Here is a 21903-nt window from a genome sequence, read left to right as displayed (position 1 = left end):
GTCGGCTGCGCCCGACATGAGCATGCCGGCCATCCTGGCCTTCGCCAGCGCCAGCATCCCGATCCAGGCCCTGGTCCTGGCCATCGGCGTCCACCTGCCCCGCTACTTCGCCAGCCACGTCGGCCTTGAACTCGCCGCCGTCGGCGCGGCCTTCGCCATGGTCCGGCTGGTCGACATCCCGATCGACGTCTTCCTCGGCATGGGAATGGACCGCACCAGAAGCCGATGGGGCCGCTATCGCCTCTGGCTCGCGCTCGGCACGCCGGTCCTCATGGCCGGCCTCTACCTTATGCTGCAGGCGAACTCGTCCACGAGCCAGCTCGGCCTCAGCGGCATCCTGCTGTTCCTCTACGTCGGCTACTCGATGGTCTACCTCTCGCACCTGGCCTGGGGCGGCGTGCTGGGGCCCACGTACAAGCAGCGCTCGCGAGTGTTCGGCGCGGTGATCGGCCTGGGCGTCGTGGGCGCCATGGCCGTGCTGTTGATCCCCGTGGTGATGCAGTCTCTCGGCCACTCCGAAGGCGACGGCGTCCGCGCCATGGTGTGGTTCATTATCGGCGCCCTGCCGGTGACGGCGCTGCTCGTCCTGTCCACCACCCACGAGCCAATCACGCGGGAGACCGCTAAGCACTTTGCGGTCTCCGACTATCTTACCCTGCTGAAGCGCGGGAACGTGCTGCGGCTGCTGGCCGCCGACCTCTGCGCCACCCTGGGGCCGGGCTGGATGGCCACGCTCTATCTCTTCTACTTCAAAGACAGCCGCGGCTTCGACACCACCGCGGCCAACCTCCTGCTGATGATCTACATCGCGGCCGGCTTCGCGGGGGCGCCCTTCGCAGCCTGGCTGGCGAACCGGATCGGCAAGCACCGCGCCCTGATGGTCAGCACCACCATCTACTCGCTGGGGCTCATGCTGGTGCCGTTCCTGCCCGCCGGCAACTTCCTCGCCTTCGCGCCAGGCATGTTCCTGGTCGGCGCCATGTCCACCAGCTTCGTGGTGATGATCCGGGCGCTGACCGGCGACATCGCCGACGAGGTGCGGCTCGACACCGGCCGCGAATGGATGGGCCTGATGTACGCCCTCACCATCGGCACGACAAAGATCGCCTCGGGCCTCTCGGCGCTGACCTTCGTGCTGCTCGCCGCCATCGGCTACCAGGCCAAGGTGGGCGCTGTGAACACCCCGGCGGCCATCGACTCGCTGCAGCTCGTCTACATCGTCGGGCCGATCGTCTTCGTGATGCTCGCCGGCGCCTGCTTCATCGGCTACCGGCTGACGCCCGAACGCCACGCCGAGATCCGCCGCCAGCTCGAAGAGCGCGAGCGCGAGGCGATGGACGATCCGGCCGGCGCGCTGGAGAGCCTGACCGGCGAGGAACTGGCGCCGTTGGGACGTTCGTCGTGACCTGAATCTGGGCAGACTGCGCCACGCGCCCGGTCACAAGGGCGCAGCCGCCACGGAAGGACACACCTTGACCGCCACCGGACGTGACGCCCGCCTACCGCTGAACCTCGCCCTGGCCTTCGCCGCCACCAGCCTGCCGATCCAGGCGATGATGATCGCCGCGGCCGTCCACCTGCCGGCCTACTTCGCCGCCAACATCGGCGTGGAGCTGACGGCGGTCGCCGCCGCCTTCGCCATGGTGCGCCTGATCGACGTGCCCATCGAGCCGGCCCTGGGCATCGCCATGGACCGCACCCGTACGCGCTGGGGCCGATACCGCGTTTGGACGGTGGCCGGCGCGCCCCTCCTGATGGCCGGGCTCTTCATGCTGCTGACGGCCGACCGCGACATGGGGACGGCCGACCTGACGGCTTGGCTCCTCGTGATGTACCTGGGCTCGTCGGTGCTGATGCTCTCGCACCAGGCCTGGGCGGCCACCCTCGCCAAGTCCTACGACGACCGCGCACGGCTGTTCGGCGTGATGGTGGCGGTCGGGGTAGCAGGCGCGGTGATGGTCCTCCTGATCCCCATCGTCATGGAACGGCTGGGCCACGACGAGGCCGCAGGCGTGCGGGCGATGATCTGGTACCTGATCGCCCTGACACCGCTGGCCGTGGTGGTCGTGGTCTGGCGCACCCCGGAGACCCTGGCCCCCGAAGCGCACGGCCAGCGCTTCCGCCTGCGCGACTACGTCGAGCTGGTCACCGACCCTAACATGGCGCGCATCCTCCTCGCCGACCTCGCCCTGTCGTTGGGCCCCGGCTGGATGGCCGCGCTCTACCTCTTCTACAGCCGCGACCGGATGGAGTTCACCGCCGGCGAAGCCAACATCCTGCTCGCCGTCTACATCCTGTCCGGCGTCGCCGGCGCGCCCATCCTGGCCTGGCTCGCCACGAAGATCAGCAAGCATCGGACGGTCATGGTGACGGCGGTCTGCTACTCGCTGCTGCTGGTGACGCTGGCGTTCCTGCCGAAGGGCAACGTGCTGGCCTCGCTCCCCACCCTGTTCTTCACCGGCTTCATGGCCTCGGGTTTCAACGTCCTGACGCGGGCGATGACCGCAGACGTCGCCGACGAGGTCCGGCTGAAGCAGGGCAAGGAGCGCAGCGGCCTCCTGTACGCGCTGACGACCCTGACGACGAAGCTCGCCTCAGGGGTTTCGATCTTCCTGACCTTCAACGTCCTGAACGAGGTCGGCTACGATCCCAAACTCGGCCATGGCAACACGCCCGAGGCTCTGGATGCGCTGCTGCTGGCGTTCCTGGCCGGGCCCATCCTGTTCGTGATGCTCGGCGCGGCCTGCCTCGTCGGTTACCGCCTGACCGCAGAGCGCGCCGCCGAGGTTCGCCGCCAGCTCGAAGCGCGGGACTTCGCCCTGCTCGACCCCGCGGGCGCGCTGGAGGGCCTGACCGGCCAGGAACCTGTCGCGCCGGTACGCAGCTAGTCGGACAGCTTCCGCGCCAGGTCCAGGAACGCCCGGGCCGCCGCGCTCTCGGTGTTGGTCGCCACCAGCGGCCGACCGGCGTCGCAGGCCTCGCGCAGCGGGACCTCGATCGGGATCTCGGCCAGTAGCGGCACGCCCAGCCGCTCGGCCTCGCGGCGCGCGCCGCCGGAGCCGAAGATCGGGACCTTCACGCCCGAACTGTCGGCGAAATAGGCCATGTTCTCGACGACCCCCAGGATCGGCGCGCCGGTCTTCTCGAACATCTGCGCCGCCCGCCGCGCGTCGATCAGCGCGATCTCCTGCGGCGTCGAGACAATGACGACACCGTCCATCTTGAGCTTCTGGACGAGCGTGAGCTGGATGTCCCCCGTCCCGGGCGGCAGGTCGATGACCAGCACGTCCAGCGGCTTCGCCTCGGTCCCCCAGTTGGAGTTCAGCAGGCTGCGCAGCGCCGACGAGGCCATGGGTCCGCGCCAGATATTGGCCGTGCCCGGCTCGACGATGAAGCCGATGGACATGACCTTCACGCCCCAGGCCTCCATAGGGTTGAGGCGCTTCTCCGCGTCGAACGTCGGGTCGCCGTCCACGCCCAGCATGGTCGGCGCCGACGGGCCGTAGATGTCGGCGTCCAGCAAGCCGACGCGCTTGCCCAGCACGGCGAAGGCCGCCGCGAGGTTGGTCGAGACAGTGGACTTGCCCACCCCGCCCTTGCCGCTGGCCACCGCGATGACCTTCTTCACATGCGGCGGCTTGACGGCGTCCACCATCGGATGGAGCTGGGCCTGCGGGTCCTCGGCGATGCGGGCGCGACGCGCGGGCGGCGGCTCGCTCGGCTGCGGCCGGCGCGGGCTCACGCGGAGCTGTGGCGCGGACGGAGCCTGCAGCTCGGACGTCAGGACGACCTGGGCCACCTCGACGCCGTCCGCCAGCGCCAGCACCTCCTCGGCCTTGTCGCGCACCGCGCGATAGAGGTCGATGTCGGCGGGGGCCACCTCCAGCATGAAGGCTGCGCGGCCGCTACGCAGCACCAGGCCGCGCACCAGCCCCGCGCTGGTGAGGCCCTTGCCCGACTTCGGATCGATCACGCTGTCGAGGGCCTGGAGGATCGCCGTCCGGTCCGGTCCTGCCGGTTCGCTCATGCCGCTTTGTCTTGCTTTGCTCGGGTGGGGGTCTCATATCCGGCTGAAGGCGACGGTTTACAAGCCCGCGGGGGGCTTTAAGGACCGGCGCTCAAGGGACTGCGTGAATGTCCCGAGGGAGCTCGACGCGAACCGCCTGATGCCCTGGAACGATAACGCCAACCCTGGACCCTGGGGTTCTCCGTCCGGCGGCGACGACAAGCGCGACCAGCCCCGGCGGCCGTCCGGCGGCGGCCCGAACCGGCCCGGCGGTCCCGACTTCAACGCCGGCTTCGACCGAATCGGGGAGCGCCTTCGCGAGATGATGGGCGGTCCGGGTGGGCGGCCCCAGCGGCTGATCCCCATCGTCGCCGGCGGGGCGTTCGCTCTCTGGGCGCTGTCCGGCTTCTATGTCGTCCAGCCCAGCGAGCAGGCCATCGTGCTGACGTTCGGCGCCTATTCGCGCACCGAGACACCGGGCCTGCGCTATCACCTGCCCGTCCCGATCGAGCACGTGGAGAAGGTGGCGGTCACCGAACTGAAGCGCACCGATGTCGGCGGCGCCGGCGGCGACGCGGAGTCGACGGCCGCCAGCCAGATGCTGACCGGCGACGAGCAGATCATCGACATCGACTTCAGCGTGACCTGGCGCGTCTCGGACGCCGCCCGGTTCCTCTTCGCGACCCGCGAACCGCAGGATGCAGTGAAGGACGTGGCCGAGAGCGCGATGCGCGAGGTGGTCGGCAAGACCCAGCTCCAGCCGATCATCTCGACCGCGCGCGGCCAGGTGCAGCAACAGACGGCCGAGCTCATGCAGCGGACGCTGGATTCCTGGGGCGCCGGCATCAGCATCGTGGAAGTCCAGATCCGCTCGGCCGGTCCGCCCTCCGAGGTGGTGGCCGCGTTCCGCGAAGTGAACAACGCGCAGCAGGACGCCGACAGCGCCGAGAACGAGGCCAACACCTATCGGAACCGCGTGGTCAACGAAGCCAAGGGCGACGCCGCGCGCATCACCCAGGCCGCCCAGGCCTATCGCGAGCAGGCTGTCCGCGAGGCGAGCGGCGAGGCCGCCCGCTTCAACCAGGTCTACACCGAGTACCGCCGCGCGCCCGGCGTGACGCGCGACCGTCTCTACATCGAGACCATGCAGCGGATCCTGCAGAACTCGAACAAGGTGGTGGTCGACGCAAAGGGCGCCAGCGCGCCGATCATCCTGCCGCCCGACGTGTTCCGGCCCAAGACCCAGCCCGTCCCCGCGGCCCCGGCCGAGCCGGTCCAACCGCAGGCCAAGGGGGCGGCCCAATGAGCACGCGCAGCATCGTCCTCGGCCTCGTCGGCCTCTTCCTGGCCGCCCTGGTGTTCCAGACCTTCTACGTGGTCGACCAGCGCCAGCAGGCGATCGTCGTGGCGTTCGGCGACCCCGTCCGAGTGGTCAATCCGCCCGGCCGCAGCGAGGCGGGCCTCAACATGAAGGTCCCGTTCGTCGAGCAGGTCATCAAGCTCGACCGCCGCAACATCGCCCTCGAGGCCGACCAGGAGGAGATCATCACGGCGGGTCAGGAGCGCCTCGTGGTGGACGCCTTCATCCGCTACCGCATCTCCGACCCGCTGCAATTCTACCGCACGCTGCGCGACGAGCAGACGGCGAACGACCGGATCGAGCGGCTCGTGAACTCGTCGCTGCGCCAGGTGCTCGGCTCGGCCACCTCCACCGACATCATCTCCGGCCGCCGCGCCCAGCTCATGCAGCAGGCGAAGGTCGACGTGGATCGGCGGGCGAGGGCTTCGCGCCTGGGCATCCAGGTGATCGACCTGCGCATCAAGCGCGCCGACCTGCCGGCCCAGAACCGCGAAGCCGTCTTCCGGCGGATGTCCACGTCGCGTCAGCAGGTGGCGGCCCAGCTCCGCGCCGAGGGCGAGCAGAAGAAGCGCGAGATCATCGCCCAGGCCGACAAGGAAGTCGCCATCACCCTCGCCCAGGCGCGCGAACAAGCGGGTCAGACCACCGGCGAGGGCGACGCGCAACGCACACGGATCTTCGCGCAGAGCTTCGGCAAGGATCCGTCCTTCGCAGCCTTCTTCCGATCGATGCAGGCCTACGAGCAGAGCCTCGCCAACGGCGACACCACGCTCGTCCTGTCGCCCGACAGCGCGTTCTTCCGCTATTTCGAGCGTGGTCCCACCGGTCGGTAAGCTGCGCTTGCCATTAGGCTACATTCGTAATAAATTACGGTTGTAGCCTCACGCGGTTCGCCGCATAGGCTCCTCGCGCGACCGGCCGCGAAGCCCCCGGTCCGCGGTCGCAGTCACACCCTTAAGGCCCTTCCGTTTCCTTGGCCGGCGGAAGGGCCTCTTCGTCAGGGGCCGGCAAGCCAGCCGCGGACTTCGTGCAGGTCGCTGGCGATGCGGACGCACAGCGTCTCCATCTCCTGCGTCGGGTCCAGCATGTCGGGCACCATGACGGTCATCATGCCGGCCGCCGAGGCGGCCCGTACGCCGTTGTGACTGTCCTCCAGGGCCAGGCAGTCGGCGGGATCGACGCCCAGCGCCTCGGCCGCCTTCAGGAACGGCTCGGGGTGCGGCTTGCCGCGGGTCTGCACGTCGCGGGTGATCAGGGCGTGGAAACGATCGACCAGGCTGTGCGGCCCCAAGCTGGCGTGCACGCTCTCCAGGCTCGATGAGGTGGCGATCGCGCGAGGCAGCGCCAGTTCGTCCAGCCGGTCCAGGATCTCGACCGCCCCAGCCTTGAGCGCGATGCCCGCCGCCAACTCCTCTCGGAAATGGGCGCTGACGGCGGCCGACCACGCCGGCAGATCGAAACCCTCGCCGAAATGCTCGATGAGGATCAGGTCGCTGTGGGCGTGCTGCAGCCCGACCATCCGCTGGAAGGTTCCGAAGGGCATCTCCCCGCCGATGCCGCCGGCGGCACGCTGCATGGCGCGAAACACCACGGTCTCGGTGTCGACGAGCAGTCCGTCCATGTCGAAGACGACCGCCTTGGGTGCGCGCGGGAGGGCCATCAGTCGACCACGAACTCGGCGGCCTTGTAGCCCTGGAAATAGAGCAGCGCGGTCAGGTCGGCGTGGTCCACCTTGGCATGCGCCTGGGCCGCCACGATGGGCTTGGCGCGATAGGCCACGCCCAGGCCCGAAGCCTCGATCATCGCCAGGTCGTTCGCACCGTCGCCGACGGCCAGGGTCGCCGACATCGGCAGCCCCAGTTCAGCGGCCTGTTCCTGCAGCGCCGCCAGCTTGGCCTCCTTGCCGAGGATCGGCTCGCCCACCTGGCCGGTCAGCTTGCCGTCGGCTTCGATCAGGGTGTTGGCGCGGTTGAGGTGGAACCCGGCCGCGTTCGCCACCCGGCTCGTGAAGAACGTGAAGCCGCCCGATACGAGCGCGCAGCGGGCGCCGTTCGCCGCCATGGTGCGCACCAGGGTGCGGGCGCCGGGGTTGAGCCGGACCCGCTCGTCGTAGGCCTGCTGCAGCGCCGTGACCGCCAGCCCCTTCAGCATCCCGACCCGCTCGCGCAGCGCCCCTTCGAATTGCAGTTCACCACGCATCGCCCGCTCGGTGATCGCGCTGATCTCGGCCTTCAGGCCCGCGAAGTCCGCCAGCTCGTCCAGGCACTCCACGTTGATGATCGTGGAATCCATGTCCGCGACCAGCAGGCCCTTCTTCCGCCCCGCGGCGGGGAGCAGCGCCCAGTCCACTGGCGCATCGCCGACCGCGGCGCGGACCCGCGTCTCCGCGTCGGCGGGCGCGCCGAGAGCCGGCACGTCCAGCGCCCCCTCGCCCAGCGCGATCGGCGCCTTGACGCCGGCGCCCGCGGCTGCGAGCGCTGAGGCCGCCCGATCGGCGGCGGCGGCCGCTTCGGCCGGATCGGGACTGACGAGGGTAAGGACCAGCTCCATGACGGGCCGCATCTGGCTGATCGCCGGACCGACCGCAAGCGGCAAGTCCGCGCTCGGGCAGAAGCTGGCCCAAACCGTGGGCGGCGAAATCGTCAACGCCGACTCCATGCAGCTCTACGCGGGCCTCACCGCGATCACCGCCGGACCGGGCGCCGAAGAGCTGGCTGCCGCGCCGCATCACCTGTTCGGGACCGTCGATCCGGCCGACGGCTGGTCTGTGGGGCGCTGGCTCCGGGCGGCGTCCGAGTTGATCGCGGAAATCCGCGCGCGCGGCCGCGATGCGGTCGTGGTCGGCGGGACCGGCCTCTACTTCAGCGCGCTCACCAGGGGGCTCGCGGACGTTCCGGAGATTCCGGCCCAGATACGGGAAATGGCCGCCGTCGAGTTCGCCGCCATGGGCGAGGAAGCCTTCCGCGCCCGTCTTGCCGAGGCCGACCCGGCCGCCGCGGCCCGCATCGCGCCCGGCGACCGCCAGCGGTTGTCCCGCGCCTGGGAGGTCTATGCGGCCACCGGCGTCTCGCTCACCGACCACCAGGCCAGCGCCTCGGGCTCCCTGCCCGCCGGCTCATGGTCCGCCGTTGCGCTGGAACCACCGCGCGACGCGCTCTACGCCCGCTGCGACGTGCGACTGGAGGCGATGGTCGCGGGGGGAGCGCTGGACGAGGTGCGAGCCCTGATCGCGCGCGATCTTGACCCTTCCCTCCCGGCCATGAAGGCGGTGGGCGTCCGCGAACTGGCGGCCTACCTTCGCGGCGAGATCGCCCTGCCCGCCGCCATCGCCGCCGCGCAACAGGAGACCCGCCGCTACGCCAAGCGCCAGATGACCTGGATGCGCGGGCAGATGGGCGATTGGGCGAGGATCACCGCATTGGACCACCGCGACCAATGGAGGCAGTTTCTTGCGCTTCACCCGCCCTTGACGGGGTGAGCCGGGCATGCGACATGCCCCATCCTGACTTTCGCGGGAAATCTCGTGCGCAGCATTCTTGTACTCGTAGGGCGGCCGTAACGGACTGACGAACGCGTCAGGACCGATCGGTCGCTTGTCCCAGGCCCCCCGAGGGCCTTTTTTATTGCCCAAATCGCCGCTTACCAGCCCAGGCCAGAACCCATGACCGCCCATCAGACGATCGAAGCCCAGCACGACATCATCTCCGGCGCCGAGATGGTGGTGCGCGCCCTTGTCGATCAGGGCGTCGAGGTGCTTTTCGGCTATCCGGGCGGCGCGGTGCTGCCGATCTACGACGCGCTGTTCCACGAGCCGCGGCTGCAACACGTGCTGGTGCGGCATGAACAGGGCGCGACCCACGCGGCCGAAGGCTATGCCCGCTCCACCGGCAAGCCCGGCGTGGTCCTGGTCACCTCCGGGCCCGGCGCCACCAACGCCGTCACCGGCATCGTCGACGCCCTGATGGACTCGATCCCGATGGTCGTGATCACCGGCCAGGTCGCCACCCACCTGATCGGCACCGACGCCTTCCAGGAATGCGACACCATCGGCATCACCCGCCCCTGCACCAAGCACAACTACCTGGTGAAGTCGGTCGAGGAACTGCCGCGCATCATCCACGAGGCCTTCCACATCGCCACCTCGGGCCGGCCGGGCCCGGTGGTCATCGACATCCCGAAGGACGTGCAGTTCGGCAAGGGCGCCTACCAGGGCCCGACCGAGGTCAAGCACGCCCATAACTACGCGCCCCGCACCAAGGGCGACCCCGGCAAGATCGCCGAGGCGGTCGCCATGATCGCCAAGGCGAAGAAGCCGATCCTCTACACGGGCGGCGGGGTCATCAACGCCGGCCCTCGCGCGTCCGAGCTGCTGCGCGAGTTCGCCGAGCTGACGGGCGCGCCGGTGACCTCGACCCTGATGGGCCTGGGCGCCTTCCCGGCGTCGGATCCGAAGTGGCTGGGGATGCTGGGCATGCACGGCAGCTTCGAAGCCAACAACGCCATGCACGACTGCGACGTCATGGTCGCCATCGGCGCACGCTTCGACGACCGGGTGACCGGCCGCCTGGACGCCTTCGCCCCCACCTCGCGGAAGATCCACATCGACGTGGACGCGAGCTCCATCGGCAAGAACGTCCGCGCCGACATCGGCATTGTGGGCGACGCCGGCCAGGTGCTGGAGGACATGATCGCCGCTTGGAAGCAGCGGAACCTCGCCACCGACAAGGCCGCCATCAAGTCGTGGTGGACCGAGATCGACGGCTGGCGCGCCCGCAACTCGTTCGGCTACCGGCCCGACGCGAAGCTGATCAAGCCGCAGTACGCCATCGAGCGCCTGTATGAGCTGACCAAGGACCGCGACACCTACATCACCACCGAGGTCGGCCAGCACCAGATGTGGGCGGCCCAGTTCTACAAATTCGAGCAGCCGAACCGCTGGATGACCTCGGGCGGCCTGGGCACGATGGGCTACGGCCTGCCGGCCGCCGTCGGCGTGCAGATGGCCCACCCCGACGCCCTGGTCATCGACATCGGCGGCGACGCCTCGGTGCAGATGACCATGCAGGAGATTTCGACGGCCGTTCAGTACGACCTGCCGATCAAGGTCTTCATCCTCAACAACGAATGGATGGGCATGGTGCGCCAGTGGCAGCAACTGCTGCACGGCGAGCGCTACTCGCACTCCTATTCGTCGTCCCTGCCCGACTTCGTGAAATTGGCCGAGGCCTACGGCGGCGTCGGGATCCGCGCCGAGCACCCGGACGAGCTGGACGCGGCGATCCTGGAGATGATCAACGTCAGGAAGCCGGTGCTGTTCGACTGCCGCGTCACCAAGGAAGAGAACTGCTTCCCCATGATTCCGTCGGGCAAGGCGCACAACGAGATGATCATGGCCGAGGAAGCGCGCGATCTCGGCTCCATCATCGACGACGCGGGCAAGCGGCTGGTCTGAGCCGCATGCCGGGACTGGACGAAGCCGCCGAGGCGCTTGCGCCGACGGCCTGGCGGACGCTGGCCGCTCGCACGCGCGACCTCGGCTTCGACATGCCGTCGGAGCCGCGCACCGGCGCCCTGCTCCGCTCCCTCGCCGCGGCCAAGCCGGGCGGACGCCTGCTGGAACTGGGCACGGGCACCGGTCTCGCCACGGCCTGCCTGCTCGACGGCATGGACGCGCGCTCCGAGCTGGTGACGGTCGATATAGATCCGCAGGTCCAGGCGTTGGCCCGGGAGGTGCTGGACCACGATCCCCGGGTGACGTTCGTGTTGGAGGACGGCGGGGCCTTCCTCCGCCGCCAGCCGCCGGCCAGCTTCGACCTCGTCTTCGCCGACGCCATGCCGGGCAAGTACGAGGACCTGGACGCCGCGTTGGTCCTGGTGCGGCCTGGCGGCTTCTGGATCGGCGACGACATGCTGCCTCAGCCGAATTGGCCCGAGGGACACGAGCACCGGGTCGGCGACTTGATCGAGACCTTTCGCGGTCGGCCCGGCTGGGCGGTGACAGAGATGGCGTGGGCCTCGGGACTGATCCTGGCGACACGGAAGGCGACGTGACGATGCGGACCGGCGGCCCCGCCTGACGAACGCAGGAAACCCCGTTGCTCGACGGTCATTCTCCTGACGCGTGGGCGGGCGTAGCGTGTCCGCCGCAGAGAAGGAGGCGCGCATGTCGGACCATGGCCGTTTCATCTGGTACGAGCTGATGACCCCTGACATTCCCGCGGCGCGGGCCTTCTATGGCGACGTCGTGGGTTGGACGGCCTCGAAGATGCCGGGCGACGGCATGGAGTACTGGGTGCTGGAGGCCGACGGCGCCGGGGTGGGCGGCGTCATGATGCTGGGCGACGAGCACAAGGCCCAGGGCGTCCCCCCGAACTGGACGGGCTACGTCGCCGTGGACGACTGCGACATGGCGGCGGCGAAGGTCACCAGCCTGGGCGGCTCGGTGATACGCCCGCCGGCCGACATCCCCGGCGTCGGCCGTTTTGCCATCGTCGCCGATCCGTTCGGCGCGGTGCTGGCGATCATGAAGCCGACGCCGCCGGAGGGCGGTCGACCCGAAACGCCCTCCGGCGCGCTAGGCCACACCGGCTGGCACGAGCTGTACACCGGGCCCACCGACACCGCCTTCACGTTCTACGAGCAGCTCTTCGGCTGGCGTAAGGACGGCGTGCACGACATGGGTCCGATGGGGGCCTATCAGCTCTTCGCCAACCGCGACGGCCAGGTCGGCGGCATGATGCTGAAGCCCGAGCAGGTCCCGGCCTGCTGCTGGCTCTTCTACCTCCGTGTGGGCGACATCGACGCGGCGGCCGCCCGCGTCACCGCCGGCGGCGGCCAGGTGATGAACGGCCCCATGGAGGTGCCTAGCGGCGACTGGGTCCTGCAGGGCGTGGACCCGCAGGGCGCCATGTTCTGCCTGATGGGGAAGAAGGGCTGAGGGCCTACTCGGCGCCCGCCGGCTGGATCGGCGCCGACACCGGGCAGGCGAGGATCGCCCGCAAGCCCGGCTTGTTGTCGCTGTAGACGATCTCGCCGCGAAGCTGCTTGACCATGGCGGTCATCATGCGACTGCCGAAGCCTTCGCGCGGGACGTGCTTACCCTGCCCGTGGTCAGCCACGATCACGCGCAGGTTCGCGCGGTGCTCCTCCAGGCTCACCTCGATGGGCCCAGGCTTCCCCGCATAGGCGTACTTGTTCGCGTTGATCACCAGTTCGGTCACCACGAGGCCGATCGTCACCGCGCGGTCCGTCGGGACCAGGACCGGGCTGGCGTCGACGCTGATCTTGCCGGCCCACTCCGCGCCGAGGGAGTCGTTCATGTCCCCGATCAGTTCCTCGAGGTAGCGGGCCATGTCCACGACCTCGATCTGGTCGGCGCGGTAGAGCCGGCGGTGCACCAGCGCCACGGCCTGCAGCCGGCGGCGCGCCTCCTCGAACGCCTCGTGCAGCTTGGGATCGCCCATCGCGCGCGACTGCAGGCCCAGGAAGCTGGAGACCAGTTGCAGGCTGTTCTGGATGCGGTGGTTGACCTCCTTGAGCAGCATCTCCTTCTGCTCCAGCAGCCCGTCCTTCTCGTTCAGCGCATCGCTGAGCCGGCCATTCAGCTCATGCATCCGGCGGTGGCCGCGGGCTTCCAGCAGTGTCTCGCGCAGGCGCAGGGCCGCGTCGACCTCGGCCAGCGTCCAGCGACGGGAACGGCCGTGCACGGTCTGCCGCCAAGCCTCGAAGGACGAGCGCGGCGTCAGGGTCTCGCCCGGTCCCAGCGAGAGCGCCTTGTGCGGATTACCCGCCCAGTTGACGACCTCGACCTCCTCAGCCCGGAACCACAGCACGACAAACGGCTCGTCCGCGGAGACCACCAGCGCCAGCAGTCCGCTTGCCTGGGCCCGAAACACCTCGGCATCGGGGTAGTCCTCGGAGAGCCGATCGGTGGCGATCGGCTCCAGTCCCCTCTGCAAGGCCCACCGCGTCAGCGCCAGCACCTGGCTCTCCGGCGGGTGCACGCCGTCCATGTGCAGCACGCCCGCCCGCAGCGCCGCGACGCCGTCGGCGTCCATCATCCGCCGCAGCTCTCCCACGCCCTCGGCCAGGTTCGCGTCCAGGCCGCCGGAGCGGCCGAAGCGCGCGGCGATCTCATCCTCCAGGCCCCGCAGCCGCAGCCGCTCGCGGTAGCTCTCGGCCTCTTCCTTGGCCCGCACCTGGCGCGCCAGCCCGCCGGCCAGCGTCCGCGCCGCGGCGCGGATGTCGTAGGGCATGAGCTTGGGCTCGCGATGGTGGCAGGCGATCAGCCCCCAGAGCAGCCCGTCCTTCACCACCGAGATCGACGCCGAGGCCCCGACGCCCATGTTGCGCAGGTACTGCATGTGCACCGGCGACACCGACCGCAACGCGCAGTCGCTCATGTCCAGCGGTCGCGCCTCGGACCAGGCCGGCGACAGCGGCGCCGGCTCGTAGGCCACGTCGGGGATCACCCGCACCAGGTTGCGCACGTACAGCGCGCGCGCCTGGGCCGGAATGTCGGACCCGGGGAAATGATGGTTCAGGAACGAAGGCATCCCCTCGGCCACGTCCTCAGCCAGCACGGCGCCCGCGTCCTCGTCGAGGAAGCGGTAGATCATCACCCGATCGAAGCCGGTGAGCCGACGGAACTCGATCGCCGCGCGCTCGCACAGTGTCTTGAGGTTGGGCGCCCGCTCGAAGGCCGCGCCCGCGGCCTCGAGCTGGCCCAGGATCATGGTGGCCGGCAACGGCTGCGCCAGCCCGGGCTCCACCTCCACGATCAGCCACTCGTCGTCGATACGGGCCGAAACGTCGAACGCCGCGTTCGGTCCTACGAAATGACCCGCGTAGCCACCGTGCACGCCCGACTGCGTCGCCTGGGCCACCCGCTCGGCCAGCGGATCGCCCAGCACCGCACCGATGGTCCGGCCGATCCAGTCCCGCACGCCGAGCAAGCCCGCTAGGTCGCCGGCGGCATGGCTGATCTCCTGGGTGGTGCGGTCCGCGACCAGCATCACGCCGTGTGGCTGGATGGCTCCGGGGATGTGGATCGGCTCGCGCGCGCAGGCGTCGAGGTCGATGGTCGGCGCTTCAGACATGGGCGGGGTCCTCGCAAAGCCACAGCTCCGCATGCCGGAAGCCGGCGAGCGCGCCGGCCACCATGGCTTCGGTATCCGCCGCCGAGCACGCCTGCCCGTCGATCACCGCAAGGAACGAGCGCCAGCGCTCGCCCACCTGGTCTCCATAGGGATCGAGGAAGCCGAGTCCGGCCATGCCGTCACCCTGCGCCTCGAGGGACCGCCGGATCACCCGGCCGCCCAGTGTCGATCCTTCCAGGACGTACATCCGGCCCAGCGCCTCGCCGACGCCGCCGACGACGATGGGGTCCGCCGGCGCAGCAGGCGCCTGTCCGCCCAGCACTTGGAGATCACGCGCGAGGCGTGGTGCTCGCCGGCGAGCCTCGAAGTCCAGTCCCGGCAGCTCCGCCAGCCACGGCTCCAGCGCCGCCTCGGTCTCGGTGTGCAGTCCGTGGAACCGCTCCACAAGGGCGCGCCGGCCATCCGGCGTGGCGATCCGGGCCAGGATGTTCATCCGGGACTCCAGCCGCTGGTGATCGGCCTGCGTGGCGTCACGCAGCCGTCGGTGGGCGTCGCTGAGCATCATGTCTCTTGAAAGGAGGTCCCGTTCGATACGATAGAGGCCGCCGCGCCGGCCTTCGGTATGATACCCGACAAAGCCGCTTTGGTTTCCGAAAACACCTCGAAATTCTTCGATGAGTCGAACCACGCCAGCCACCCTCGCCCTCGACAAGGCCGGCGTCGCCTATGCGCTGGCCGAGTACGCCTACGATCCCGGCGCCGAGCGGGTGGGCCTGCAGGCGGCGGAGGCCCTGGGCGTTCCGCCCGGCGAGGTTCTGAAGACGCTGATGGTCAAGGCTGACGGCAAGCCGGCTTGCGTGGTCCTTGCGTCCGACCGCGAGGTCAGCATGAAGCGGCTCGCCGCCGCGCTCGGCGCCAAGTCGGCCGAGATGATGAAGCCGGCCGACGCCGAGCGCCTGACCGGCTACAAGGTGGGCGGCGTCAGTCCCTTCGGCCAGAAGCGCGCCGTCCCGACGGTGATCGACGCCGAAGCGGCCAGTCTTGCGACCGCGTTCGTCAACGCGGGCCAGCGCGGACTGCAGGCGCGGCTGGCCCCCGCCGACCTCGTCCGGATCCTCGGCGCGAAGGTTTCGGCGGTGGCCGCCTGACGGGATGAAATAGGTCTCAGTGCAGGGCGCCTATGCGCGCCATGACCTCGGGCGGGACCCCGTAGCGCTCCACCAGCTCGTGGTGGTCGGTGAGGTCGCAGGCCTCGTGCTGCACGATCAGGCGCCAGACGGCCTCGGCGGCGGCGTCGAGCAGCCGCTGTCGATCCCGCGGAGGAGTCTGGTGGGCGTCATGGCTGCGCAGCGCGAGCAGCGCGCGCTCCACGTCGCGTTCGGTATGCCCGACGGCTGCGTCGATGTCTTCGAGCAGCCTGAACTTGAGATGCGCTTCGCCACGGTCGACATGGGCCGGCTCGGCGAGGTGCTGAGGTAATCTCAGAGCGGACATTCCGCCTCCTGGATTGGTGATAGCCCCCAACAGCCTGAGCCTAGCACCAATGCGCGGAGGCGGCGTCCTGCTCCCGTTTATGTGAACGCCTCAGAGCTTGAGCCGCATCTGGCCCATGTAGTCGCGCTTGCCCAGCGGCACGCCCGACTGGCGCAGGATGTCGTACGCGGTCGTCGCGTGGAAATGCAGGTTCGGCGTCGAGAACGAAAGCAGGAAGTTCTCCACCGTGAACGGCATCTCTCGCGAGCCGAGGCGGAAGACCATGTCCTTGCCCTCCAGGGCGTTCACCTCGTCTCGCGACAGACCTTGCAGGGCCCCGCGGGCCTCGGCCACCAGGCCCTGCAGGCCGGCGTAGTCCAGTTCGCCCACGCCCCCCGGCGGCAGGAACAGCCCGGCTTTGGCGCCTTCGAGCGCGCCGCGCGAATGGTGCGCCACCGAGACGATCTGGAAGCGGAAGGGCAGCATGTCGTCGTGCAGCCGCGTGTCCACGATGGTTTCGGGATCGAGGCCCGCCTCGCGGCAGTGCGCAAGACCCTTGTCCAGGAAGGACTGCACCGCGCCCAGCACCTGCAGGAACGATGCGACGCTGCAGTCGTAGAGTGAAATCGCCATGGCCGGAGCCCCCTTCTTCGAAGCGCCAGCATGCCGGGGCGCCGCTACGGAAGGCCAAGGCGATCAGCGCGCCCCGATGCGGACCAGCACCTCACGCGGGATGTCATAGAGGGCGATGACTGCGGCGCGGTCGCGCAGCCCCATGATCTCGCGTTGCACGAGGAAGCCCCAGACCGCCTCGGCCGCAGCCTTCAGGACGATCGCGCGCCCCTCTCCGCCCGGATGGTCGCGCAGCGCGGCGAGCGCCGCCTCCACCTTGCGGCCTGCCCGGCCCATGGACTGGGCCTGCTCCTCCAGCAATTCGTGGTGCAGCACCGCCTCGCCGGTCTCGAAATCGAGACGACGGCCCAAGCCGCGGGGTGGTCGCAGGGAGGACATCGGGGCCAATGTCGGCGCCCGATGTCCTCGTGGCAAGCGTCACGTTGGGCGTGGCCCGATCAGTCGCCAAACACCTCGGCGAGGTCTTCGGCGACGGAAGGGAGCCGCCAGCCTCGCCCCACGTCGGGGCAGAGCGCACGCTCCAGTTGCCAGCCGCTGCGCCCGACATGGACGCCCAGCAGCCCCAGCTCCGCCGTCAGCGACGCGCGGGTCTCCGCGTCGAGGGGGTCGTTGTTGGGGCCCTTGGCCTCCTCCAGCCGCCAGCCGAAGATGGCGTCGCGGCCGATCTCGACGATGGCGCCGGGGTTGCCGGTCCATTCGTAGTAGGCCGAGAAGCCGCCCACGGCGTGGGTGACCCGGGTCGCCAGGCAGTTGTTGTACCGCCGCGCGGCCTCGCGCATCGCCGCCTTGGTGGCGAGCGGCCGCAGCTTCGCCGTGCCCTCGAACGGCGGCGGCGGCGGCTCGGGATAGAGATCCTCGCGCACCGCCTCGAACAGCGCCGTTTCCGTTTCTGCCTCGGCCCAGCGCCTTACCGCCGCATCGGCCGCCGCCGCGCCCGACCGGCAGGCGATGGCGCCCGCGGCCTCCGCCACGGCGGTCGCGGCGTCGTCGGTGATGAGCACGGCCAGCGACAGCGCGCGCTGCATCGGCGCGGGCAGCCGGCCCAGGCGCGCGACCGCAGCCGGGTCGATCGCCTCGGCGTGACGGAGCAGCTTCGCCGCCCGGGCGTCCGACAGCAGGTCGAGCAGCCGGCGGTAGGCCTCGCCCGCCCAGGCGGTCTCGCCCATCCGGCCCAGCGCCCGCTCCAGGCCCGCGGGGGCGCGGCCGAGCGCCCTTTCGATGGCCGCGCGAAGCCGGCCGCGCAGGATCGCGTCGGCGAGGCTCTCCACGTCGCGCGCGAGCGCGAGCGCCAGGCACACGAGATGGCGTCGCGCCGACGTCGCGGTCAGGAACGCAGTGTGCGGCTCGGGCCAGATACGCGCCACGTCGGCCGCGAACTGGCCCGCCACCAGTTTCAGGAGGGCGGTGGGTTCGGCCCTCGTCGGGGCCGGGACCACGCCCGAAAACAGCTTGAACATCTTTGGCTCCGAGGGGTGCGCCATGACCCCTGCAGGAGCACGGCGAAATCAGCGTCGCTGGGTTGGGAGCGCGCCCGGCTCGAAAGCGACGCGCACGCGCAGGGCGGCCCAGGGCCGACCTTGTCCTTGCGTGTTTGAGTGCGTCGTCATTCGGCGACCTCGTTGAAGATGCGGCGGTGTCTCACGGCTAGCGCGGAGGCCGCAAGGCAAAGGTTAACAAGCTCTGCGAGAGAGCGGCGGGATGTGGCGGCGGGGCCACGCCCCCTCCCATCAGATCCCGTAGAAGAACCGTTCCTCAGAGATCTTCCCGCCCTTCACAGTATAGACCCCGACCTCGTCCATCACACGGCGTTGGCCGCCCTTAGGCGTGAGGTCCATCTTGAAGCGCACGACGAACTGGTCCCCGTTCACGTAAGGGCCTTCGACTAGGCTGTCGTGAACGTCGTGGTTGGCGGCCCACCACTCGCCTTTGCCGCGCACGCCGGCCTTCCCCTGGATGCGGGCCATCTCGCCTTCCCCCACCTCCAGGCTGACGACGTCGTCGGCCCAGTGCTTCTCGCCCGCCGCGCCAAACTCGCCCCGCTTGCACATGGCGACCAGGTCTTCAGCAATCTCTGTGACGGTGGGCATGGGCTGTCTCCTTCGCGCTGCCTGGCGATAGATTGCGCCCCCTTGGTGACAACGTGCTGGCAGCAGTCGGTTGCGGCGCCAGCCATCCTGTGACACCTGACGCTCACCGTTCAGGAACCGCACCATGACCGACGCCCAGCCCGCCTCCGTCTACGACCTCGCCCACGCCGAGCAGGAGGAGAGCCGCGCCACCTTCGCGGTGCTGGTGGACAACGAGCCCGGCGTGCTGCACCGCGTGGTCGGCCTGTTCGCGGCCCGCGGCTACAACATCGACAGCCTGACCGTCGCCGAGACGGACACCGGGGCCCATACCAGCCGGATCACCATCGTCACGCGCGGCACGCCCCAGGTGCTGGCCCAGATCGAGGCCCAGCTCCAGAAGATGGTCTCCACCCGCCACGTGCAGGATGTGACCAAGGACCCCAACGGCATCGAGCGCGAACTGGCCCTGGTGAAGGTGCGCGGATCCGGTGTGGAGCGGGTGGAAGCCCTGCGCGTGTCCGACATCTTCCGCGCCAAGGTGGTCGACACCACACACGAAAGCTTCGTCTTCGAACTGACCGGCGCTTCGGCCAAGATCGACAAGTTCGTCGACCTGATGAAGCCGCTCGGCCTCGTCGAGGTCTCCCGCACCGGCGTGCTTTCGCTGCAGCGAGGCGTCGAGGTCTTCTAGGGGTTTCGGGAACAAGCGGCCCGCCCGACCTCTTTCACGGTGTGTCCGTACGCACTGTCCTCGCCTGCCTGCTCACTCTCGCCGTCGCCACGCCGGCCGCGGCGCAGATTCCGCTGATCATTCCCATCCCGGGCAAGACGGCGAAGCCCACCGTGATCGGCGCGCCGCCGAACACTCCGCCTGCCGAGGCCGAGATCTTGCCCTTCCCCCCGCCGGATCCCAAGAGCTGGTGGGACGACAAGCGCCTGAAGCCCAGCGAGGCGTCGGATCCGCTGGGCGGCCGGCGTCTGCGCAAGGGCGAACTGCAGGCCGCGCCCGACAACGGCGTGGCGCCCTCCACCTACCGGCTCTGGGGCCTGATGCCGCTGCAGTGGCAACTGGTGCGGGGCGACGAGATGATCCTGGAGGTCTGGACCCGCCCCTCCAACAGCGTCCGCCAGACGGTCACCCGGATCACCGTGCGCGGCGACGGCCATGCGTTCGTCCAGGGCCGCGCCGGCCTCGCCTGCTGCGAGGCGGGCATCGGCCGCCGGATGGGGTTCGACGACGAACTGCCGCCCGGCTCGGCGGCGAGATTCCTGGCGCTCCGCGACCTGCCGCTCTGGCGATCGCCGCGCGACGTACGCGTGGTCGAGCCAGGCGCCGCCGACGCGCTCTGCCTCGTGGGCACAGCCTACGACATCACCCTGGTCACGCCCGGCCGCGCGGTCACGCTGCACCGGGCCTGCGATCCCGCCGAGGTGGGCGAAGCGGCCGACGTGCTGGAGGCGGCGCTGGGCGCGGCCCTGGGTCACGACGCCCGGTTCGACGTGGTCTTTCCGGGCGGCGCGAACTTCGCGAACGCCCGCGGCGCCTACCGCGACCTGGTGGAGGGCGGCGGGCGGTTGAAGGTCAACCCCGACGCCCGCCTGCCGCCGCCCGGCGCCGAGCCAGCGCCCCAGCCCGAGCCGGAGACGCCGCCGGAAGTCACGCCGCCTCCGTCCGGGCCGACATCTGCGCCATCCGGGCCCGGATCTGCGCATCCGTCGCCCCCGCCGCCTTCGCCTCGCGGATCGCCAGGTGACGGACAGTGACGAATTGGACTGCGAAGAGCGCGATCTTCGACACGAGCGGGAAGATCGCCAGGAGCGCCGGCCACAGCGCCGGCAGGGCGACGGCGAAGAAGAGGTTCGCCACGCCGGTGGCGAACATCAGGCCCGCCCAGACATAGCCGAACACGATCATCGCTTTCGCCCCATAGCCGTCCGCCGCCGGCGGAAGGTAGCGCAGCATCCAACCGCGCTGCAGCATCACGACGCCGATGATCGCGTAGACGATGGTGGGCTTGGCCATCAGGAAACGCGGGTCGTGCGCCAGCATGCTGGCCGTGCCGAAGACCAGCACCAGCCCAAGGCTCGCCCACTGCAGGCGCGACACGTCCCGCCCCATGACCCTCATGAGCGCGATCTGCGCCACGCCCATCGCGATGGACGCGCCGGTCGCGACCACGACATCGACCTTGAGCGCCACGAGGGCGGCGAACAGCAAGGTGGCCAGCAGGTCCCCGACGAGGGCGCGGCCAGCGTAGACGAGGTTCTTCATAGAGGCTCCGGGACGGGGGAATTCGATGCCCGCGAGCCTAGGCGCCGCTCGCCCCGCGCCGTGAATCCGTCCGCGAAGGCTGGGTGGTCATCCACGAAATTCGCTGCCGCCGCCCGCGCTTCGCGAACGGCGATCAGCCGCAAGTCCTTCAAATCCCGGGCCGGAGCGCCTATATGTGGATCGTCGGGTTCGCCCGACTATGGAGATAAACGCGCGAGTAATAAGCGGACTGGACCCGGGTGCGATTCCCGGCGGCTCCACCAATCTTCCCCCGGGTTATTGCCGGGACAGTGAGGGGCCGATCAGCATCGACAGACGTGTAAAGGCGTTGCTTTCTCTCGGCTTGACCCACCGTTCCGGGTCTTAAACTAAATGCGAACGATAACTTCGCTGAGGAAGTTCGCCTGGCTGCGTAATGCGGTCCGGTAACATCCGAACCAAGTCCTAGGGGTTCAGATCCTTAGGCGGGGCCCGGGAGGCGCCTGCCAACAGAAGCCTCCCACCCACCTCTCAGCGGCGCCTCCCTTCTCCAAGCGAGGATCTGGAGGCGCCTGCCAACAGAAGTCTCCCACTTCCCTCCCAACCTGGCCTTGAAACGCAACGGGCGCCCCACCGCGGGTAGGCTTATGTGTGTGGTTGACGACAGAAGGCGATATCGCGTGTCCTTCTAGCCTTGCGCACTGGCCGGCAGTCGCTACCTTCCGAGAGTTCGCTTTGTTTCGGAGTTTTGGTTTGGCCCAGGATCCGCCGGTCCAGGATCTTATGAACTATGAGGCCCTCGCGCAGGACGCCCTGCGCGGTGTCGCAAAGGCTGCGCTGAAGCGCGCCGCGGCGCCCGAGGGCCTGCCGGGCTCGCACCACTTCTACATCACCTTCAAGACCGACGCGGCCGGGGTCTCGGGACCCGTCGATCTGCTGTCCAAGTATCCCGACGAGATGACCATCGTCCTGCAGCATCAATATTGGGACCTTGCGCCCGGCGAGACCTTCTT

Annotated in this window: 23 protein-coding genes and 1 other RNA gene; 13 read left to right on the top strand and 11 right to left on the bottom strand. The window is 69.5% G+C overall.

Going from position 1 to position 21903, the window contains the following annotated elements; translation table 11 throughout:
* Positions 1-16: 16 nt before the first annotated feature.
* Positions 17-1405 carry an MFS transporter gene (locus tag Q0L11_RS10545; protein ID WP_296597169.1) on the top strand — a complete coding sequence of 463 codons (1389 nt, stop codon included), beginning with the start codon at positions 17-19 and terminating at the stop codon, positions 1403-1405.
* A 67-nt stretch (positions 1406-1472) separates the two neighbouring features.
* The gene (locus Q0L11_RS10540; protein ID WP_296597168.1) at positions 1473-2888 is read left to right on the top strand and encodes an MFS transporter; all 1416 of its coding nucleotides are present in this window, start codon (positions 1473-1475) and stop codon (positions 2886-2888) included.
* Here Q0L11_RS10540 and Q0L11_RS10535 read toward each other — a convergent pair.
* Complete coding sequence (locus tag Q0L11_RS10535; protein WP_296597167.1) at positions 2885-4027, bottom strand: Mrp/NBP35 family ATP-binding protein; 1143 nt, start codon at positions 4025-4027, stop codon at positions 2885-2887. The two genes, Q0L11_RS10540 and Q0L11_RS10535, sit on opposite strands and share 4 nt — an antisense overlap.
* A gap of 139 nt (positions 4028-4166) precedes the next feature.
* Between Q0L11_RS10535 and hflK the strand changes: the two genes are divergently transcribed.
* Positions 4167-5312 carry an FtsH protease activity modulator HflK gene (gene hflK, locus Q0L11_RS10530; protein WP_296597165.1) on the top strand — a complete coding sequence of 382 codons (1146 nt, stop codon included), beginning with the start codon at positions 4167-4169 and terminating at the stop codon, positions 5310-5312.
* Positions 5309-6199, top strand: coding sequence for a protease modulator HflC (gene hflC / locus Q0L11_RS10525; RefSeq protein ID WP_296597164.1), 891 nt, complete (start codon positions 5309-5311; stop codon positions 6197-6199). The genes hflK and hflC overlap by 4 nt, the downstream gene beginning before the upstream one ends.
* Positions 6200-6363: 164 nt before the next feature.
* Here the strand turns inward: hflC and Q0L11_RS10520 are convergent, their stop codons facing one another.
* Both Q0L11_RS10520 and serB read right to left on the bottom strand, forming a co-directional pair.
* Positions 6364-7026, bottom strand: a complete 663-nt coding sequence (locus Q0L11_RS10520; protein WP_296597161.1) for an HAD family phosphatase — start codon at positions 7024-7026, stop codon at positions 6364-6366.
* On the bottom strand, positions 7026-7916 hold the full coding sequence (gene serB, locus Q0L11_RS10515; RefSeq protein WP_296597159.1) for a phosphoserine phosphatase SerB: 891 nt from the start codon (positions 7914-7916) through the stop codon (positions 7026-7028). The genes Q0L11_RS10520 and serB overlap by 1 nt, the downstream gene beginning before the upstream one ends.
* Between serB and miaA the strand changes: the two genes are divergently transcribed.
* The 4 genes from miaA to Q0L11_RS10495 all read left to right on the top strand — a co-directional run bounded on the left by miaA (position 7915) and on the right by Q0L11_RS10495 (position 12303).
* Positions 7915-8844 (top strand): tRNA (adenosine(37)-N6)-dimethylallyltransferase MiaA, encoded by a 930-nt coding sequence (miaA, locus tag Q0L11_RS10510; RefSeq protein ID WP_296597157.1) that lies wholly within the window; start codon positions 7915-7917, stop codon positions 8842-8844. The genes serB and miaA overlap by 2 nt on opposite strands.
* 183 nt (positions 8845-9027) lie before the next feature.
* Positions 9028-10818, top strand: coding sequence for an acetolactate synthase 3 large subunit (locus Q0L11_RS10505; RefSeq protein WP_296597155.1), 1791 nt, complete (start codon positions 9028-9030; stop codon positions 10816-10818).
* Positions 10819-10823: 5 nt separating this feature from the next.
* Positions 10824-11417, top strand: coding sequence for an O-methyltransferase (locus Q0L11_RS10500; RefSeq protein ID WP_296597154.1), 594 nt, complete (start codon positions 10824-10826; stop codon positions 11415-11417).
* 112 nt (positions 11418-11529) lie between these two features.
* A complete protein-coding gene (locus Q0L11_RS10495; RefSeq protein ID WP_296597153.1) occupies positions 11530-12303 on the top strand; it encodes a VOC family protein in 774 nt (257 codons plus the stop codon).
* 4 nt (positions 12304-12307) lie between these two features.
* On the opposite strand, the gene Q0L11_RS10490 is transcribed toward Q0L11_RS10495, so the two are convergent.
* Together Q0L11_RS10490 and Q0L11_RS10485 are read right to left on the bottom strand one after the other, a co-directional pair.
* On the bottom strand, positions 12308-14464 hold the full coding sequence (locus Q0L11_RS10490) for a histidine kinase dimerization/phosphoacceptor domain -containing protein (RefSeq protein ID WP_296597152.1): 2157 nt from the start codon (positions 14462-14464) through the stop codon (positions 12308-12310).
* On the bottom strand, positions 14457-15026 hold the full coding sequence (locus tag Q0L11_RS10485; RefSeq protein ID WP_296597151.1) for a biliverdin-producing heme oxygenase: 570 nt from the start codon (positions 15024-15026) through the stop codon (positions 14457-14459). Before Q0L11_RS10485 ends, Q0L11_RS10490 begins: the two co-directional genes overlap by 8 nt.
* A gap of 112 nt (positions 15027-15138) precedes the next feature.
* On the opposite strand from Q0L11_RS10485, the gene ybaK reads away from it, so the two are divergent.
* Positions 15139-15612, top strand: a complete 474-nt coding sequence (ybaK, locus tag Q0L11_RS10480; protein ID WP_296597149.1) for a Cys-tRNA(Pro) deacylase — start codon at positions 15139-15141, stop codon at positions 15610-15612.
* Between the two features lie 16 nt (positions 15613-15628).
* On the opposite strand, the gene Q0L11_RS10475 is transcribed toward ybaK, so the two are convergent.
* The 5 genes from Q0L11_RS10475 to Q0L11_RS10455 form a co-directional block, all read right to left on the bottom strand.
* Positions 15629-15958, bottom strand: coding sequence for a DUF6665 family protein (locus Q0L11_RS10475; RefSeq protein WP_296597148.1), 330 nt, complete (start codon positions 15956-15958; stop codon positions 15629-15631).
* A gap of 90 nt (positions 15959-16048) precedes the next feature.
* Entirely contained in the window at positions 16049-16570 is a 522-nt protein-coding gene (locus Q0L11_RS10470; RefSeq protein WP_296597146.1) for a DUF1993 family protein, read from the bottom strand.
* A gap of 63 nt (positions 16571-16633) precedes the next feature.
* Positions 16634-16921, bottom strand: coding sequence for a DUF6665 family protein (locus Q0L11_RS10465; RefSeq protein ID WP_296597145.1), 288 nt, complete (start codon positions 16919-16921; stop codon positions 16634-16636).
* Between the two features lie 86 nt (positions 16922-17007).
* On the bottom strand, positions 17008-18027 hold the full coding sequence (locus tag Q0L11_RS10460; RefSeq protein WP_296597143.1) for a hypothetical protein: 1020 nt from the start codon (positions 18025-18027) through the stop codon (positions 17008-17010).
* 270 nt (positions 18028-18297) lie between these two features.
* Positions 18298-18657: a SnoaL-like domain-containing protein gene (locus Q0L11_RS10455; protein ID WP_296597142.1), complete on the bottom strand. Its 360-nt coding sequence runs from the start codon at positions 18655-18657 to the stop codon at positions 18298-18300.
* A 124-nt stretch (positions 18658-18781) separates the two neighbouring features.
* On the opposite strand from Q0L11_RS10455, the gene ilvN reads away from it, so the two are divergent.
* Together ilvN and Q0L11_RS10445 are read left to right on the top strand one after the other, a co-directional pair.
* Positions 18782-19330: an acetolactate synthase small subunit gene (ilvN, locus tag Q0L11_RS10450; protein ID WP_296597140.1), complete on the top strand. Its 549-nt coding sequence runs from the start codon at positions 18782-18784 to the stop codon at positions 19328-19330.
* Between the two features lie 41 nt (positions 19331-19371).
* Positions 19372-20403, top strand: a complete 1032-nt coding sequence (locus tag Q0L11_RS10445) for a hypothetical protein (RefSeq protein ID WP_296597139.1) — start codon at positions 19372-19374, stop codon at positions 20401-20403.
* Here the strand turns inward: Q0L11_RS10445 and Q0L11_RS10440 are convergent.
* Complete coding sequence (locus Q0L11_RS10440; protein WP_296597138.1) at positions 20297-20911, bottom strand: septation protein IspZ; 615 nt, start codon at positions 20909-20911, stop codon at positions 20297-20299. The two genes, Q0L11_RS10445 and Q0L11_RS10440, sit on opposite strands and share 107 nt — an antisense overlap.
* Positions 20912-21054: 143 nt before the next feature.
* On the opposite strand from Q0L11_RS10440, the gene ssrA reads away from it, so the two are divergent.
* Positions 21055-21415, top strand: a transfer-messenger RNA (tmRNA) gene (ssrA, locus tag Q0L11_RS10435).
* Positions 21416-21643: 228 nt separating this feature from the next.
* On the top strand, positions 21644-21903 hold a 260-nt coding region (locus Q0L11_RS10430; protein ID WP_296597137.1), incomplete at its 3' end, for a ClpXP protease specificity-enhancing factor SspB.

It is taken from the genome of Phenylobacterium sp., from assembly GCF_024508875.1.
GTDB lineage: Bacteria > Pseudomonadota > Alphaproteobacteria > Caulobacterales > Caulobacteraceae > Phenylobacterium.
The sequence above is the reverse complement of the archived record's forward strand: the minus strand, read 5'-3'. Positions and strand labels throughout refer to the sequence as shown.

Coding starts and splice junctions, on each gene's coding strand:
- Q0L11_RS10545 (WP_296597169.1), top strand. CDS start 17: ATGAGCATGCCGGCCATCCTGGCCTTCGCCAGCGCCAGCATCCCGATC.
- Q0L11_RS10535 (WP_296597167.1), bottom strand. CDS start 4,027: ATGAGCGAACCGGCAGGACCGGACCGGACGGCGATCCTCCAGGCCCTC.
- hflK (WP_296597165.1), top strand. CDS start 4,167: ATGCCCTGGAACGATAACGCCAACCCTGGACCCTGGGGTTCTCCGTCC.
- hflC (WP_296597164.1), top strand. CDS start 5,309: ATGAGCACGCGCAGCATCGTCCTCGGCCTCGTCGGCCTCTTCCTGGCC.
- Q0L11_RS10520 (WP_296597161.1), bottom strand. CDS start 7,026: ATGGCCCTCCCGCGCGCACCCAAGGCGGTCGTCTTCGACATGGACGGA.
- miaA (WP_296597157.1), top strand. CDS start 7,915: ATGACGGGCCGCATCTGGCTGATCGCCGGACCGACCGCAAGCGGCAAG.
- serB (WP_296597159.1), bottom strand. CDS start 7,916: ATGGAGCTGGTCCTTACCCTCGTCAGTCCCGATCCGGCCGAAGCGGCC.
- Q0L11_RS10505 (WP_296597155.1), top strand. CDS start 9,028: ATGACCGCCCATCAGACGATCGAAGCCCAGCACGACATCATCTCCGGC.
- Q0L11_RS10500 (WP_296597154.1), top strand. CDS start 10,824: ATGCCGGGACTGGACGAAGCCGCCGAGGCGCTTGCGCCGACGGCCTGG.
- Q0L11_RS10495 (WP_296597153.1), top strand. CDS start 11,530: ATGTCGGACCATGGCCGTTTCATCTGGTACGAGCTGATGACCCCTGAC.
- Q0L11_RS10490 (WP_296597152.1), bottom strand. CDS start 14,464: ATGTCTGAAGCGCCGACCATCGACCTCGACGCCTGCGCGCGCGAGCCG.
- Q0L11_RS10485 (WP_296597151.1), bottom strand. CDS start 15,026: ATGCTCAGCGACGCCCACCGACGGCTGCGTGACGCCACGCAGGCCGAT.
- ybaK (WP_296597149.1), top strand. CDS start 15,139: ATGAGTCGAACCACGCCAGCCACCCTCGCCCTCGACAAGGCCGGCGTC.
- Q0L11_RS10475 (WP_296597148.1), bottom strand. CDS start 15,958: ATGTCCGCTCTGAGATTACCTCAGCACCTCGCCGAGCCGGCCCATGTC.
- Q0L11_RS10470 (WP_296597146.1), bottom strand. CDS start 16,570: ATGGCGATTTCACTCTACGACTGCAGCGTCGCATCGTTCCTGCAGGTG.
- Q0L11_RS10460 (WP_296597143.1), bottom strand. CDS start 18,027: ATGTTCAAGCTGTTTTCGGGCGTGGTCCCGGCCCCGACGAGGGCCGAA.
- Q0L11_RS10455 (WP_296597142.1), bottom strand. CDS start 18,657: ATGCCCACCGTCACAGAGATTGCTGAAGACCTGGTCGCCATGTGCAAG.
- ilvN (WP_296597140.1), top strand. CDS start 18,782: ATGACCGACGCCCAGCCCGCCTCCGTCTACGACCTCGCCCACGCCGAG.
- Q0L11_RS10440 (WP_296597138.1), bottom strand. CDS start 20,911: ATGAAGAACCTCGTCTACGCTGGCCGCGCCCTCGTCGGGGACCTGCTG.